This is a genomic window from Dyadobacter endophyticus (assembly GCF_014641595.1).
GTDB lineage: Bacteria > Bacteroidota > Bacteroidia > Cytophagales > Spirosomataceae > Dyadobacter > Dyadobacter endophyticus.
In genome coordinates this window covers 1,246,285-1,263,224 of the sequence record NZ_BMIA01000001.1, presented here as the reverse complement: position 1 = coordinate 1,263,224, position 16,940 = coordinate 1,246,285, and the positions used below count along the sequence as shown (strand labels likewise).

11 protein-coding genes are annotated in these 16,940 nt (G+C 52.7%); 7 read left to right on the top strand and 4 right to left on the bottom strand.

Annotated elements, in window-relative coordinates; genetic code table 11:
- Positions 1-68: 68 nt before the first annotated feature.
- A complete protein-coding gene (locus IEY24_RS05195; protein WP_188929337.1) occupies positions 69-986 on the top strand; it encodes a tyrosine-protein phosphatase in 918 nt (305 codons plus the stop codon).
- A 20-nt stretch (positions 987-1,006) separates the two neighbouring features.
- Here the strand turns inward: IEY24_RS05195 and IEY24_RS05190 are convergent, their stop codons facing one another.
- Entirely contained in the window at positions 1,007-1,762 is a 756-nt protein-coding gene (locus tag IEY24_RS05190; protein ID WP_188929335.1) for a hypothetical protein, read from the bottom strand.
- A 155-nt stretch (positions 1,763-1,917) separates the two neighbouring features.
- Between IEY24_RS05190 and IEY24_RS05185 the strand changes: the two genes are divergently transcribed.
- From IEY24_RS05185 to IEY24_RS05175, 3 genes are read left to right on the top strand one after another with little or no spacing between them, the layout of a single operon-like run.
- Positions 1,918-3,012 (top strand): PCMD domain-containing protein, encoded by a 1,095-nt coding sequence (locus IEY24_RS05185; RefSeq protein ID WP_188929333.1) that lies wholly within the window; start codon positions 1,918-1,920, stop codon positions 3,010-3,012.
- Between the two features lie 18 nt (positions 3,013-3,030).
- A complete protein-coding gene (locus IEY24_RS05180; protein ID WP_188929327.1) occupies positions 3,031-3,774 on the top strand; it encodes a porin family protein in 744 nt (247 codons plus the stop codon).
- Positions 3,775-3,791: 17 nt separating this feature from the next.
- The gene (locus tag IEY24_RS05175) at positions 3,792-5,654 is read left to right on the top strand and encodes a M61 family metallopeptidase (RefSeq protein ID WP_188929325.1); all 1,863 of its coding nucleotides are present in this window, start codon (positions 3,792-3,794) and stop codon (positions 5,652-5,654) included.
- A gap of 35 nt (positions 5,655-5,689) precedes the next feature.
- Here IEY24_RS05175 and ppsA read toward each other — a convergent pair whose 3' ends face one another.
- From ppsA to IEY24_RS05160, 3 genes are all read right to left on the bottom strand, one after another.
- A complete protein-coding gene (ppsA, locus tag IEY24_RS05170; protein ID WP_188929324.1) occupies positions 5,690-8,305 on the bottom strand; it encodes a phosphoenolpyruvate synthase in 2,616 nt (871 codons plus the stop codon).
- Position 8,306: 1 nt separating this feature from the next.
- Positions 8,307-8,768, bottom strand: coding sequence for a MarR family winged helix-turn-helix transcriptional regulator (locus IEY24_RS05165; RefSeq protein WP_188929321.1), 462 nt, complete (start codon positions 8,766-8,768; stop codon positions 8,307-8,309).
- 145 nt (positions 8,769-8,913) lie between these two features.
- Positions 8,914-11,337 carry an ABC transporter permease gene (locus tag IEY24_RS05160; protein ID WP_188929319.1) on the bottom strand — a complete coding sequence of 808 codons (2,424 nt, stop codon included), beginning with the start codon at positions 11,335-11,337 and terminating at the stop codon, positions 8,914-8,916.
- A 440-nt stretch (positions 11,338-11,777) separates the two neighbouring features.
- On the opposite strand from IEY24_RS05160, the gene IEY24_RS05155 reads away from it, so the two are divergent.
- Genes IEY24_RS05155 through IEY24_RS05145 form a run of 3 tightly spaced genes read left to right on the top strand, consistent with a single transcriptional unit; the run spans position 11,778 to position 16,928 of the window.
- Positions 11,778-12,455 (top strand): RNA polymerase sigma-70 factor, encoded by a 678-nt coding sequence (locus IEY24_RS05155; protein ID WP_188929318.1) that lies wholly within the window; start codon positions 11,778-11,780, stop codon positions 12,453-12,455.
- A gap of 46 nt (positions 12,456-12,501) precedes the next feature.
- Positions 12,502-13,533 carry a FecR family protein gene (locus IEY24_RS05150; RefSeq protein WP_188929316.1) on the top strand — a complete coding sequence of 344 codons (1,032 nt, stop codon included), beginning with the start codon at positions 12,502-12,504 and terminating at the stop codon, positions 13,531-13,533.
- A 20-nt stretch (positions 13,534-13,553) separates the two neighbouring features.
- Positions 13,554-16,928 carry a SusC/RagA family TonB-linked outer membrane protein gene (locus IEY24_RS05145; protein WP_188929313.1) on the top strand — a complete coding sequence of 1,125 codons (3,375 nt, stop codon included), beginning with the start codon at positions 13,554-13,556 and terminating at the stop codon, positions 16,926-16,928.
- The last annotated feature ends 12 nt before the right edge of the window (positions 16,929-16,940 follow it).

Here is a 16,940-nt window from a genome sequence, read left to right as displayed (position 1 = left end):
GTTGGTGACTCAATAGGGCATCGCATGCATGCAACGAATGGGCCTTCCTCTATTGGCATCAACAGATTATGAAAAGAAATGAATCATCCTTAGGGCTGTCTGTGGTTCTGGCCGGTTTGATGTTTTCCTGCAAAGTAAGCGTCCCGGCGGAACACAATGGAAAAGCAGCTTATAACGACCTGACAACGCGTGGAGGCGACTCTGCCGCCGTGTCCGCGCGCTACATCGGCTTGGAAAATACTATCAATTTCAGGGACCTCGGCGGGTTAAGGACCAAAGATGGAAGAACCGTCCGAAAAGGTTTCATTTACCGCTCCGATAATCTTTCGAAACTAGAAACTGAGGATTTCGGCAGGTTCAATGCATTGCGCATCGCCACCGTGTACGATCTCCGTACCGACCATGAAATCGAAGGAAAAGAAGATCATTTACCTGCCAACGTACGCTATCAGCACACGCCTGTGGTGCAGGACAATGCCGGAGAAATCAAGGGTTTAAAGAAACGTGTGCTCAACGGCGAAATTACCGAACAGCAGGCCAGGGACATGACGGCCAAATTTTACGCCGACGCGGTTACTGTCAACATCGGCAGCGTGAAAAACATTTTAACACAGATCACCAGCTCCGACCAGCCGGTACTTTACCATTGTTCGGCAGGAAAAGATCGGACCGGCATTATATCCGCATTGATCCTCTCGATCCTGAACGTCGACAGGCAGTTAATCGTCGACGACTTCATGGTTTCCAATTACTACCGGCGCGCCCGAGCAGAGAAAACCCTCGGCAAGGCCAAACTCGGCCGCATTATCAAACCGAAACTGAATATGGACGCCATCGAAATCCTTTCCACCGTCGACGAAAGTTTCATCAACGCCACATTCAACGCCATCGACAGTACCTATGGCGGCATGGAGCCGTTCATTGAAAATGAACTCGGCATAAACAAAGTGGCCCGGAGAATCCTGGTAGAGAAATTGACGGAGTAAAGGCGAGTTGGGCAGCAGGGCTAATACGTCTCATACTCCAAAACCTCAGCCGCAAAACCAGTCCTCGTCCGCTTCGTCACCCAGCCTTCCGCATTGTACTCATACGCGTATGACGCGGAGGTGACATCCGAAGTGAGGTGGTTGGTTACCGTGAAATCGACGACGTTGTTATTGCTCGCGGGCAGGGTGAGGTAGCCTTCGGGGTAGAAGCTGAGCATATTCTTTTTGTCGTCGAAAGTGAGGTGTGTGGTGGTGGTGGTGAGCACGTCGCTGGCATTGTACTGCCTGATTTCCGTGATCTGGCCCGCCGAATTGAAGGTATACGTATTTGTTCCCCTGAAAAGAGAACCGTTATCCCAAAACTTCACTTCCACCACATTGGCCAAAGGATAGGTAAAATACCAGATACCCGAGGTGCAGGTTGGACCTCCCACGCAATACTTTCTGATCCTTTCGATTTTGCCGTCGGGCGCCCGCTGCACTTCATGGCCGAGGTCGTTCAACGGTGCCGGGAAGTTTTCGACGGCCTGTGCCAGCCGGTTGTCGGCCGTGAAGCCGGTGAAAGCAACGTCGTAAGGCGAAATCATCACTGTCGGTTCGAAAACCTCGGTAGCGAGCCGGTTCATCGCATCGTGCGTGTAACGGTAAGCGCCATAGCCAACCCGCTCGCGTTTAACGATCCTGACGTTCCCAGAGGGTATTTCGTGGTCTTCCAGGGTACAGCCGGCCAGGCTTGTCAATAGAAATGCAACGATTAAAATGAATTGATACTTCATGATCTTAGGACGTTTTAGATGCTGCTTTGAAATTACCAAATATGCCCAAACGCTTTTAGCGTAAAAATACGGGTATGGTTAATCCGCTTGACAGAATCGAATTGCATTCCTGGCTGGTAAAATCCAGGTGACTAAAAAAATGCTTAGTATTGCGTATGAGAAGAACAGTATTATTGGTCTTTCTGGGCACATTGCTGACCGTAACCGGGTGTATCAAACCGGAAGCGGAAAATATGGAGGCCGATATTCTGGTGATGACACTACCCGATTCCGTACTGATTTCACCGCCGTCCATTACCAATACCAGCGTTACGGCCTTCGTCAATTTCGAGAAACTCAATATAAAGGCCGTTACGCCGCAGTTCACCCTTACGGAGGGCGCCAGTATACAGCCCGCGTCCGGTACGCCCCAGGATTTTTCCAAACCTGTGACCTACACAGTCACTTCCGAAGATGGCCATTGGAAGAAGGAATACCGGGTCAGTCTGTTGCGAAACGTTGCGCCCGACAATTTCATGTTTGAAAACTGGGTGATCAATCCAGACGGCAACTATTACATACCTTATGAACTCGTCGAATCCGAGCACCAGAATATCTGGGCCTCAGGTAACAGCGGCTTTTCGCTGATTGCGCCGGAAAAACGACCCGAGGCCTACCCTACCCAACGCACTGCCGACGCCGCCCAAGGGCAATATGCCGCCTACCTCGAAACCAAGTCCACCGGCGCGCTCGGCGCAATCGTGGGCATGCCTATCGCTGCGGGAAACCTTTTTCTGGGTAGTTTCGATGGTGCAAAAGCATTAACCGCGCCGTTGGAAGCAACCATTTTCGGTATCCCATTCAATAAAAAGCCATTGCGGCTGACTGGCTCGTACAAATACGTTTCGGGAGGGCCGGTGACCGATAAAACCGGCAAGCCGGTCATACCGGCGCAACAAGACCTTTGCGATATTTATGCCGTGCTTTTCAAAGCTTCGACAGAAAAACCATTCCTGAACGGCAGCAACGTGCTCACCGACCCCAGTGTGGTTGCCATTGCTCAACTCCCATCCGGCGTAGCGACATCGGGTTCCGGCTATCAGGCATTCGACCTCACATTCAATTATAAATCTGCGGTTAACGAAGCCGACCTGTCTGCATTTGCCTACAAAATCGCCATTGTGTTTTCTTCCAGCAAGAACGGTGCGGCTTTTGAAGGAGCTGTCGGCAGCAAGTTGTATATCGACAACGTGAAGATCGTAACGCAATAGTATTTCAAAATCAGCCTGATGAAACGTCTCCACCTGTTGATCCTTTTCCTGGCCTTTGCGCTCGAAACTACGGCCCAGACCGGGAAAAAAGTTTCGCTTAATGTTCGGGCGGGCGTCTCGATCGGGGCTGCGACACCCGTGGGCATACCGGTGTCGGTCAGGAAAATAGAATCTTACAATCCGGGATTCCAGCCGACTGTGGAGGCTGGGCTGGGTTACCGGTTTTCCGCAAAATTCGGGCTTGCAACAGGACTGCGTTTTGAACAAAAAGGCATGACCACGGATGCACGCGTAAAAGCCTACTATACGACCTTCAATGAAGCGGGCAGCAACGGGAACGAATCCGTGACAGGCTATTTTACCGGACGTGTCAAAACAAAAATCAAAAACAGTTATCTCACGCTTCCCTTGCATTTAACTTATCATAACAACAGCTCATTCACGTTCAAAGCAGGTGGCTTTGTATCGCTGCTCCTCGATAACCGGTTCTCTGGCGACGCGCGCGAGGGGTACATACGCAACCAGACGCCCGTGGGCGAAAGGGAGGATATCGATGCCGCTTCGTACGATTTTTCGGACAACGTCCGACGGGTCAATGCCGGTATCGAAGTCGGTACCGACTACCGCCTGAGTTCCAACTTTTTTATTTCGGCAAACCTTAACTACGCATTAACGCCACTGATGGAGCCCGGCTTCCGGAGCATCGATTTTGGCCTGCATAATATTTACCTTAACCTGGGAATCGGATACCGGTTTCACTGAACGCTGTTTAACTTAATATGAAATCACAATTTTTGCCCGGCCTGTTGCTTACCGCACTTTTGTATTCCTGCGCAGGCAGCAAACCCGGACCTGCTTCCGGCTCCAAAGCAGTGGAAGTAGGGATAGATCTGGTCAACGTCGATGCCGACCGCGTGCGGGTTACCGTAACGCCACCCGCGCAAACCGGCGACGTTGCAACCTACAATTTCCCGAAAATCATCCCCGGCACCTACGCCATTGCCAACTACGGCAGGTATGTCCAGGATGTTCAGGCTTTTGACAAAAAGGGCAAGGCGCTACGCGTCACTCGCACCGACTCGAATACGGTCACCATTTCCCCAGCACGGAAGCTCGCCCGGATGTCCTACCTGGTCGGCGACACTTTCGACACCGAAGAGGAAAGCGATCCTTTTTCCGAAAAGAGCAAAACCATTTTCTCTCCGGCTGGAACCAATATCGAGGCCGGGAAGCATTTCCTGCTAAACATGGCCGGATTTGTCGGCTACTTTACTGGCCAAACCGAAACGCCTTACCGGATCACCGTTTCGCATCCTGAAACGCTCTATGGCACGACCGCGCTCGTGGATACCGACGCCGACACCCGCAAAGACGTGTACCAGATCCCACGCTATCCCGATGTGATCGACAACCCCGTCATGTACGCCGCGCCCGACACTTTCTCCTTCAAAGTCGATGGAATGGAGGTGCTGTTGGGCATTTACTCCCAGCGCGGCAACATCCATGCATCGGCATTGAAGCCGGACCTTGAAAAGATGATGCGCGCCCAGAAAAAATTCATGGGAAAAATCAACGATACCCCTAAATACGCGGTGCTCACTTATGTGTCGTCGGGTGCTAACGATGACGCCAAGGGCATTGGCGCGCTGGAACACAACGCTTCCACGACAGCGGTTTTCAGGGATCCTATGAAAAGCAAGGACCTGATCCACGTCATCAGCCACGAGTTCTTTCATACCATCGCGCCGTTGAAAGTGCATTCAAAGGAAATCCATTATTTCGATTTCAATGCACCTAAAATGAGTCAGCATTTATGGTTTTATGAGGGCGTTACCGAGTATTTCTCCAACCTTTTCCAGGTAAACCAGGGCCTGATCGGCGCGGACGCATTCTATGATATGATGGCCAAAAAAGTAGAACAGTCGCACTCCTACTCCGATAGCCTTTCTTTTACCGAAATGAGCCGCAATATCCTCGACCCCAAGTTAAAATCCCAATACCCGAATGTGTATGAGAAGGGCGCGCTCATTGCCATGTGTCTCGATATTGTGATCCGTGAAAAAACCCAGGGCCAGCGCGGCCTCCTGTGGCTCATGGGCGAATTATCTCAAAAATACGGCCCTCAAAAGCCCTTCGACGACGCCGAGCTGATCCCGGTCATTACACAGATAGCCGGCCCGGAAGCAGGCGCATTTCTCGATAAACATGTGGTAATGGGCGAACCTATCCGTTACGAGGACTTTGTGGGTAAGGTAGGCCTCAAAAAGCAGACCATACCGTTCCCCGAGCCGATCGTTTTTCTTCGGAACGATGTCATTTACATTAAACCCGATGCCTCGCGTACTCACGTACTCGCCCATGAGGCCGACAATCAGAACGAATTTTACAAAAGTCTGGGCATCCAGGACAACGATATTTTCGTGGAATTCAATGGGATTCCCGTCGATCCGAAAAACCTGATGGCGCTCGTCTACCTCGGTTACGACCTCGATGAAGGAAGCCCTATCACCGTTAAAGTGAACCGGAATGGTAGGGATACAGAGCTGAAAGGTACCGTGAAACTCAATTACAAGGACGGTGACGGTTTCCGGTTCGGCGACGATTCCAAAAAAGCACTAAACGAGGCCTGGCTGAAAAACTAGCCAATGACTTGCCGTTAGCCCGTGTGCGCGTGACGTTACAGGATCTCAATATATCCTTCCGTCCCGTGCACACGTATTTTTTGGCCATCCCGGATCAGCCGGGTAGCATTATCAACCCCTACAACAGCAGGCAAGCCGTACTCGCGTGCGATCACCGCCCCGTGGGTCATCAATCCGCCCACTTCGGTGACAAGGCCTTTGATCGAAACGAATAACGGCGTCCAGCTCGGGTCGGTAAATGCGGTTACCAGAATATCGCCCGGTTCCAGGTCCGCGTCTTCCATATTCAGGACCACACGCGCCCGCCCCTCTACAATGCCCGCCGAAACCGCCAGGCCGCCAATGGCGCCCTCGGGCAGATTTTCATGGCTATGCTTACCTCTGATGACTTCGCCATCTGAGGTCATCACGCGGGGCGGGGTTAGTTTTTCAAAGTACCTAAATGCCTCTTTTCGCTGATTAATAATATGATAATCTGCCTTTTGAGCACGAATCACCTCGCGTATTTCTTCCAATCCGAGATAGTAGATATCTTCTTTTTCACGAATGACGTTTGCATTCACAAGCCGCCCGGCTTCCTGCATCAACGCTTTCTTATATTCAAAATACCTCCTTATAATGGCATATTTGGGATATTCCCGGTAACCAGCCAGGCTGCGCAGCAGCCCGATCATCCGCTTCGTCTCCTCCGCTTTTTGCTCACCGTCAGGCAATTGCCTGAGCCTGTTTAATAGCTCGGTCTCTTTTTCGGCGGCTTCCTGTCTCCCCTGCTCGAATTTCAGCTTGCCGGCGCCAGGCTCCTGGTGTCGGATATTACCGAGGATCATCGGAATAAGGATAGCAGGCTTTTCGCTCCAACGCGTTCTCGTGATATCGATCTCCCCCGCACAGCGCATGCCATATTTGGCCAGAAACGCGTGGATCGCCTTCGAAGCTTCTGCTCCCCCATTCAGCACCGTCATCCCGTCCGGAAAATTGTCGCCACCGGCATCCAGCAAATAGTTAACGACTTCCGGATGAGGCCGGATCGCATCCGCTACATCCAGCAGCTCCAAACCCATTTCCGATGTCACATTGTTCGGAACGGACTGCGAAAGCGTGTCGGCGACATTTTTCTCTCCCAGCCATTCATTCATTTTTTCATTGATCCAAAAAGCGGCATTCATGGCCGTCACGATCACGCCAAAACTTTGCGGGTCGGCCTGGCTCTTCCTTTGCTGAAAATCGTCCAGGATAAAATCGATCACGTCCGTTCCCGATTTCGTCCGGATGTTTTCGCTTAACACTGCGAGGGAAGCTTCGCTGCGCCCGATCAACTCATGCACAATGGAAGGATCGTAGGCATCGAGGGTGAAAAAATCATGCGCCGGCGGCCCCTGGGCTGGTTGGCGCTGGTCCGGTTCGCCGGGGCCCGGCCCACCAGTAATGTCTTTGACAAAGTCTCCCCGTTCCAAAAGTTCGGTCACTGCCACCCTGACGAGCGGATCGGACTTTCCAAGGACGTCCAGCACCACTTTTCTCCCCGCAGGTGAGAGCAGGTCCTGTGCGACGTCCACAAAAATTCGTCCACCCGCAGTAGCCATCGGCCGGGGCGACGTCAGCTGCCACGTCGACAATCCCAACGGCTTCATCGCGTCGGTCATCATCTGCTGGTGACCTACCGATACGTAAATGTGATTTTCCTCGTCATTTGCCTCCGGCACAGGGTATAAAGTTGTAATCGGACGGCTCTGCACGATGTAAAACTCATTTTCGGCCAGGCACCATTCGATATCCTGTGGGTGCCCGAAATGCGCCTCGATCTTCCTGCCGATTTGTTCAAGTTGTAAAATCTGCCCGTCGGTCAGCGTTTGAAGCTCTTGCTCTTCCGGCACGATGTCCGCTTCGTACGTACCGCCGTCGCGCAATGCGTAAATCGCGAGTTTTTTGGCAGCAACCTTTTTCTCTATGATCCCACCATCGCGTACTTTGTAAACATCCGCATTCACCAGGCCGGAAACCAGCGCTTCCCCCAAACCAAAGCTGGCATCGATGGATGTCACCTTCCTGTTGGCGGTCACCGGGTCGGCTGTAAACATAATTCCCGATGCCTGCGGAAAAACCATCCGCTGAACCACGACAGCCAGGCTCACCTGGCTGTGATCGAAACCATTTTGAATGCGGTATGCGATCGCCCGGTCGGTAAACAGCGATGCCCAGCATTTGCGGATGTGTTCCAATATGGCATCGCGCCCGATCACGTTCAAATATGTATCCTGCTGACCGGCAAATGAGGCGCCGGGTAAATCCTCTGCCGTCGCGCTCGACCGCACGGCATATGCATGATCTTCTCCAAGCTTCGCAACATAACGAAAGACTTCATCACGAATAGCCAACGGCACCCCGGCCGTTTCTATCGCCCCGCGGATCTCGCGTCCGAGCGCGGCAATCTCATTTCTGTCCGCAACCGTCAAAAGTGCCAGCCGTTCCAGCAAGCCGCCTATTCCAGCCTTTCCCGCAACCTGCCGAAAGGCTTCTGTAATGACGCAAAAGCCATCGGGCACATGAATACCACCAATCCCGGCGAGCTCTCCCAGGTTCGCACCTTTCCCTCCGGCCACCGCTGTCGCCGCCTTGTCAATCTCCTGAAAACCAATAGCGTAAGTCCCCATTTTACGATTGTTTAGTATTGAGTTTGCTGGTTGTTTCATTCATTATTTCAGTCGCTTTCAAAAAGTAGCTTTCAATAACAGCCAGCTCCTCCTCTGAAAACGACGCCATTACCTGCTCCGACTTGCTCCGGAATTCCTTGTAAAGCGGTTCGAAAACCGCCATAATCTTTTCGGTATTCGGTTCCACGATCACCTTTCGCCGGTCGCCGTTGCCAAATCGCCGTCTCACCAGATCTTTCTGCTCAAACCGGTCGATCAAACCCGTAACGGCACCGGTAGTCAGGCCTGTCAGTGCCGAAAGTTCACCGGCTGTCATCTGTCCTTTCTGAATGATAAAGCCCAGGTACTTGTGATCGGTACCCGAAAGACCTGCCTTCCGTCCAATGGCTTCGTGCATCTGGATGGAGTCGAATGCATACTGCTGGCTGAGTTTTCTCAGCCGGTCGAGCGTTTCTTGGTTCATATTATCTTTGTTTCTAAATATCTTAGTTGCAAAGATATTTTATTTAAACGGAATGTCAAGCTTTTACCTTTTTATTCCTGAAAAAAATCCCCGTCAGGGTGAGCTGGCGGGGATTGCAAAGAAGCGGTTTATCGTACTGACGTTACTATTCTGCTCTCAACGATACTGCCGGGTTAATTAATGCCGCCTTAATGCTCTGGAAACTGATCGTACACAGCGTGATGGCCATGGCTCCCAGGCCTGTCGCGGCAAAAATCCACCAGGAAGGCTCGATGCGGTAGGTGTACTTTTCCAGCCATTGGCTCAACAGGTAATAGGCGATGGGCGTAGCAAGCCCGAAGGCGATCGTGACGAGCATAATAAATTCGTTCGACAGCAGTTTCCAGACATTGAATACCGATGCGCCGAGCACTTTCCGAACCCCGATTTCGCTCGTACGCTGCTCGGCTATGAAGGACGACAGACCGAAAAGCCCCAGGCAGGATATCATAATGGCCAGTACAGCGAAGAAATAGGCCAGTTTACCCACCCGTTCCTCGGCGGCGAATTTCAACGCATAATCCTCATCAGCGAACTTGTATTCGAAAGGTGCGAGCGGGATAAGCCTTTTGAATACAGCTTCAATGTGTGGCAAAGCTTCGCTGATGCTCATAGCAGGGTTGATCCGGATATGCATCCAGTTTGGTCCCCCGTGCGCTTTGATCATGAAAACCGTCGGGTACGTAGGTTCGTAGGGCGATTCCATGACCACGTCCCTGATCACACCCAGGATACGGTAATGCATGACGGGCCGCTCCTGGAATTTCCAGCTTACCGCCTCGCCGACCGGGTCTTTAAGGCCCATATACTTCACCGCGGCCTCGTTGACAACCATGCCCGACGAATCGGAGGCCAGCGTTTCGGAGAAGTCCCTGCCCTGTACAAACTGCCAGCCGACGGTCCGGCCATATTCGGAACTGACCATCAGCGTGCCGAAACTTTCATCCGCGGCCGGCGATCCGGCGACCCGGCTTTTTCCCCGCCATTCGAACCCGCCGTTGCCCGACAATACTTCTGTGACTTTCCCCATGGATTCGGCGATGTCCGTTACCGCGCCGGTACGCCGTAGTTCGTCTTTAAGCAGTTCGTGTTTGCCGTAGAAATCCCCCGACTTCATTTCCACCATCAGGAGTCCTTCGCGCGTGTAGCCGGCAGGCCGGTTTTTCGCAAACTGGATCTGGCGGAATACGATAATGGTGCCGATCACCAGCGTTACCGATACGGTGAATTGCAGCACCACGAGCACTTTCCGGGGGATCGAAGCAAAACGTCCTGCCCGGAATGTACCTTTCAAAACCTTCACAGGCTGGAACGACGACAGGTACAATGCCGGATAACCTCCCGCAAGTATGCCTGTGACGGCAATAAATCCCAGACTTATAGCCCAGAAACCCCCGTTCGTCCAGGGAATCAACATCTGCTTGGCAGCCAGATCGTTGAACCACGGGAGTGCGAGTGAGACGGCCCAAAGAGACAGCAGGAATGCAAGGATCACCACCACAAATGATTCACTGAAAAACTGGTTGACCAGCTGCGCCCTCACCGACCCGATCGATTTGCGGATGCCGACTTCCTTCGCCCGTTTTTCGGAGCGGGCAGTAGAGAGGTTCATAAAATTGATACAAGCGAGCAAAAGCACGAATGCGCCGATGATGCTGATCAGCCACACCATTTGCAGCGGGCCTTCATCCGGCTGGCCACGTTTGAAATTGTGCAAATGCCAGTCGCGCATCGGCAGCAGGAATACCTCCGGTTTGTTTTTGGCTTCATCGGGAAATCCTACCAGGTTTTTCATTTCCGCATTTTTAATATGCCCAGAAAGCTGCTCGAAATCGGCGTCGGGGCGAAGCTCGACATAAATTTTCATGAAATGGTTCTGCCAGTCGGTCATCGCACGCTCCCCGATCCACGGATTATCGAGTTCCCAAAGTGCAAACGGCGCCAGGAACCTGACCTTGTTGAATTGCGTGTTTTGCGGAAGATCCTCGTACACACCCGTGACTGTCACATCCAGCTTGTTGCTGATCTTCAGGGCGCGGTTCACCGGATCGACATCCCCGAACAATGCTAGCGCGGTCGATTTGGAAAGCATGACCGAATGCGGGTCGCGCAGGCCGGCACGGGTACCGTACACCATACGCAGCGTAAGCATTTCGGGCGCCTCCGGATCCATGAACAACCCCGAACGTGAAATCTTGTTTTCTCCGGCAGACAGCACATAATCGACGTCCCACGAAGCCGCTACAATATGTTTGAAATGCTCCTTGTAATTAGTTTTCAGCTCCGTCATCAGCGGGTATTGCACAGAAGAGTTGATCCCCACCCCGTGTTCCCCGAACTCCCGCGAGCGTACCTGCGCAATGCGTGCGTAGTTTTCATGGTAGGTATTGAACGAAAGCTCGTCATAGACCCACAGCCCGATGAGCATGGCCACCGCCATACCAGCAGCAAGCCCGCCGATGTTGATGAATGAATAGGCCCGGTTCCGAGCCAACTGGCGAAACGCGACTTTCAGGTAGTTACTTAGCATGGTTCGAAGCAGTTTAGGGAAAGGTCAGGTGTTGTCAAGAGTAGTCAGGAATAGTCATATATCGTCAGAAATAGCCAGGGTCGACTTCCTATATTTCCAGAAAAAAGCGCGCCCGCCCTGTAAAAAGGTCATTCTTATTACCTGAGGCTTATTTTTCACCAAACCCTGCACCACTACTGTCCAAATTCGGACAACGTACGTACGCCTGTGAACTATTGAACGACCGCTGGCCGCCGACCGCCGACGCCGAATCCTGATCGGCATTAGTCAGGAAACCTTATTCGCCTGTACCTACAAAACAAATCCATGGTCTATGGTCGGCGGTCGGCATCGCCAAAGCCCCTCCCAAAAAATCCCAAAAAAAATAAAAATTTCACAAAACGATCGAGGGTAGTGCAGCTGCAAAATACTCTTATCAATAACCTACTTACATGACTTGTATGAACCAGAAGTATTCCGTTGAAAATAAGACTGGTGCGAGTGAAACCGCGGGCCCGGCATCCGATTTCCCGGAGGTCAGAAAGCTGTCGGCAGACTTCGTCGATTCGGAATTGTTTATCAAACAGGCATTCGCAACCGACCCCGGCCGGGGATATGAGTTGCTTTTCAAACGCTACTACAAGCAATTGTGCAGCCATGCCGTACGGTTTGTATATGCACGCGACGTAGCCGAGGATATCGTGGTGGAAGTGTTCAGCCAGTTCTGGTCGAAGCAGTTGCATACGGCGGTTACTACTTCATACCGGTCCTACCTGTTCACCACGGTACGGCATGCGGCGTTTCATCATATGCGAAAAAACTTTGGCAAAGAAGCGGTTACCGAAGAACTTCATGACCTACCAGTAGCCACCCCGGCCAGTTCGCCTCAACAGGAACTGCAATTCCAGGAGCTCGTATTAAAAATCGAACAGGTGATCAGGTCATTATCGCCCCAAAACCAGAAGGTATTCCTCATGAGCCGGTTTGAAGGGAAACGGAACGCCACCATTGCCGAAGAGCTGGGAATTTCGGTCAAAACCGTCGAGGGACACATTACCAAGGGATTGTCGATCCTGCGGAAGGCATTGCAGAACCACGGGCTGCTCTCACTGATCCAGATTTTACTCCTATTCGTCTGACGGCCTGGCGCCATCGGATATATGTCAACACTGAATTCAACGAAGTATGAAGAAATCACTTCTCTCCAAACAGATCATCCAGAACTTCTTCGAAGGGAAAACCACCCGGATGCAGAACATTCTGATCCAGGAATGGCTGGAAAGCCCTGCCCACCGCGAGCTGTATTTTCAATGGCTGGATGAATGGGAAACCGAAAACCCCCAGTACACACCGGATGTGGAGCGGGGTTACCAACGTTCATTGCATACCGTTCAAGGAAATGCGGAGGGCCCGGGCGCAGGCACGTACCCGCTGCAAGAGGGCGCCGGCACGTGGCGGGGAAGGATTTTCGTAGTCAAATGGGCAGCAGCGGCTTCGGTGGCATTAATAATGGGTGCCTGGCTGCTCTCCGATTTCTGGTTGTATAAACAATATGAAACCGGCTACGGCGAGATCCGGACGGTGGTGCTACCCGACAGCAGCCGGGTGACATTGAATGCCAATTCCACCCTCAGTATCCCGCGTTTCGGTTTTGCGGGCGGTACCCGGGAAGTTAAATTAAAAGGCGAAGCCGAATTTGCGGTGAAACACACCACCAACCACAGCAAGTTCATCGTACGCACGCCCGACAAGCTGGAAGTCAGGGTCTTAGGAACAGAGTTTATCGTATACAGCCGCGAGCGCGGTTCTAAAGTGGTGCTCAGCCAGGGGAGCGTGCAATTGCGTTCACTCAATGAGCTGAACCCCAAGCCCATGCTGATGAAACCCGGCGATGTGGCCACTATGTCGACGCAGGGGACGCTGACCCTGAAACACAGCGCGAGCCTTTCGGCGCACCAGGCCTGGAAACAGCGCTTGTTTATGTTCGAAAACACGCCGGTTTCAGAGATTGCCTACCAGATCAGCGAGCATTTCGGCGTGAACGTGGTCGTGACCGACTCCACGCTGGCCCGTCGCACCATAGGCGGCACATTCAATGCCAGCGACCCGGCCAATGTGCTGAAAGTCCTTTCCGACGTTCTCAATGCTCGAGTTACCCACTCGCCCCCGGGCGAAGACGGGGCCGAGACCTTCGTGATCGACTCGAATCATTTGTAATTCCTTAATCATTCATAATCATGACGAAACTATTACACGTTAAAGTTCTGGTAACCTTAATGGTGGGATGCCTGTTGGATGGCGCCCCGATTAAAGCCCAGCTCATGGCCCAGAACCGCCCGCCAAAAACCAATACGGTAACCACGATAATCCCGGGAAGCCGGATCGCGCTGCGGGATGCACTGATGCAGGTTAAGAAACAATACAAAGTCGATATCCTTTTCGAGGAAAAACTGCTGGAAGGCCTCTTCGTTGCGCCGGCGCAGGTCCAGGCGGGGCAGACGATCGAGACCAAACTCAACAATATCCTACCCTCGGGCCTGCGGTACAAGAAGGTCAGCAAACAAACTTACCTGATCCTGACAACTGCTGACGAAACCAAGCCGGGCGCACACCAGATAGAGCCAATCACTCCGGAAGATGCTCCGGCCACGCAGCAAAACTATACCATGTCGATCCAGAGCATTAACTCCACTTTGGAACTAACCCGGAAAACAGCCGACAGGACCGTGTCCGGCGTTGTGAAAGGCGACGGCGGCGAATTGCTCCCGGGGGTAAGCGTGCTCATCAAAGGCACCACACGCGGCAGTACCACCGATGTGGGCGGCAAATACAGCATTGCCCTCAGCGACGATCCCACGGCAGAAGTGACGCTGGTATTCTCCTATGTGGGCTACCAGAACCAGGAGGTGACCGTGGGCAGCCGCTCCACGATCGACATTACCCTGGCGCCGGACCTGAAAAGCCTTGAAGAAGTGGTGGTGGTCGGTTACGGCACCCAAAAACGCGAACAGATCACCAGTGCCATTGCCAGCGTCAAATCCGAGGATTTTGTCAAAGGTCCGGTACAGGATGCCGCCCAGCTCATTCGCGGAAAAGTAGCCGGGTTGAGCGTCATCACTCCCAGCGGCGACCCCACCGCCATTGCTCAAATCACATTGCGGGGTAACGCCACCATCAATGCCAGTTCGGAGCCGCTCGTGCTCATCGATGGTGTGCCCGGAGGCCTGAACACCGTCGCGCCGGAAGACATCGAGTCCATCGACGTGCTGAAAGACGGTTCCGCTGCCGCCATTTACGGAACACGTGGTACCAACGGGGTGATACTCATTACCACCCGAAAAGTGAAAGGCGAAACACCTGCCACGCTCGAAGTGAACTCCTATTTCACGACCCAGAGGCTCACCCGCCGGCTCGATTTCATGGACGTAAACCAGTACCGAGCATTGGCCGCCCAGGGCAAACCCGGCGCCATCGATTATGGCCACAGTACCAACTGGCTCGAAGCCGTCACCCAGAAACCGCTTTCGCAGGTCCACAATATCAGTCTCCGGGGCGGCTCGCGCACGACCAATTACATTGTAAGCATGGAATACCGCCGGCTGAATGGCATCATGAAGAAATCGGATAATACCACGGTATTTCCGCGCATCGAGGTCAACCATTCGATGTTCAACGGGTTGTTGAAGATCAATGCAAACCTGAGCGGTTACCAACAGAAATACTTCTCCGTCGACGGCGGCCCCTATTCCGGCCTCGTTTACCGCAATGCGCTTACATTCAACCCCACTGAGCCATTGAAGGACGAAAACGGCAAATGGACGGAGCGCACCGACAAAACGGATTACATGAACCCGGTAGCATTAATAGAAGAATCGAACGGCCTGAACCGCAACAACAACCTCCGCACGTATGGTACGATTTCACTCGCACCGGTGGAAGGGCTGGAAATCAAGGCATTGTTTGCGCGGGATATGTTCAACAGCACGCGCGGTTATTATGAAACCAAAAACCACTACTCCACCAGCCGCAATGGCCGTAATGGCTTCGCGTCACGCGGTGCCACCCGCTCGCAGGACGATCTCTTCGAATTTACGGCCAACTATAACAAAACCCTTCATGACCACAATTTCGTAATCCTGGCCGGTCACACGTGGCGGCGGTACAACACCGAGAACTATTGGATGCAGAACTGGGATTTCCCCACCGACAATTTTTCCTACAACAACATCAACGCCGGACTCGCATTACGCCGCGGGCAGGCCCCGGAGTTGTCGGAGCAGTCGGAGAATAAACTGATCAGCTATTTTTTCAGGGTTAATTACAGTTTCATGAATAAATACCTGCTCTCGGCCAGTATCCGTCACGAAGGCTCCTCGCGCTTCGGAGCTAATCACAAATGGGGAAGCTTTCCCGCATTTTCTGTCGGCTGGAATTTGAAAAGGGAGACATTTCTGGAAAATTCGAATACTATTTCGAACTTGAAACTCCGGGCGGGATACGGCGTAACCGGTACGGAACCCGGCAGTTCTTATATTTCTTTGAACAAAATCAATTTCAATACCAATGTGCTGATCAATGGCCAGTGGGTGCAGGCTATCAACCCGTCGAACAACGCCAACCCCGATCTCCGCTGGGAACGTAAGGAAGAGGTGAACGTGGGGATCGACTACGGCTTCCTGAATGAGCGCCTGTCCGGCTCCATCGACCTCTACCGCCGCACTACCCGCGACCTGATCGCCAACTTTCCGGTACCTACCCCGCCCTATTTGTACAGTACCATCACCGCCAATGCGGCTTCGATGGAAAACAAGGGTATCGAGGTCCAGGTGAATGCGATCCCCCTGCAAACCGCCGCATTTCGCTGGACCACTTCCGTCAATTTCTCGACCAATGCGAACAAGATCCTTTCGTTATCGAACGACAAGTTTGCATTAGCCAGCGGCTATTTCGATACCGGCAACACCGGCGAGCCTATTCAGCAAACCACACACCGCGTCCAGGTAGGTCAGCCACTCGGTAATTTCTGGGGTTTCAAAACCATCGATATCGACGAAACCGGCCACTGGATCATCGAAGGCAAAAACGGCGAGCCGAAACCCATCGCCCAGCAACAGGCCGACGACAAGCAGATCATCGGCAACGGCTTGCCTAAGCGCTATTTGAACTGGAATAACACATTGACCTACAAAAACTTCGACCTGAACATTACCATGCGCGGCGCATTCGGTTTCCAGATTTTGAATATGACCGAGATGTTCTGGAGTGCGCCCGTCATGCTCACCCGCGGCAACCTGCGCGCAAACGCCTACGACCCGATCTATGGCAAACGCCCGCTCGCCGACGACCAGTCGCTGAACTACGTGAGCTATTACATCGAGAATGGCAACTACTGGAAGATCGACAACATCACGGCGGGCTACAACCTCCGTTTGAAAAACAAATACCTCCGGCATGCGCGCATTTACCTGGCGGTGGCCAACCTCTATACCATCACCGGTTACAAGGGTATCGATCCGGAAGTTGGAATCAGCGGCCTGTTCCCGGGTATCGACGACAAGAACCGCTACCCTGCCACTACCAGCTTCACCGCAGGCGCCTCGCTGACATTCTAGTTTTTATTCAAA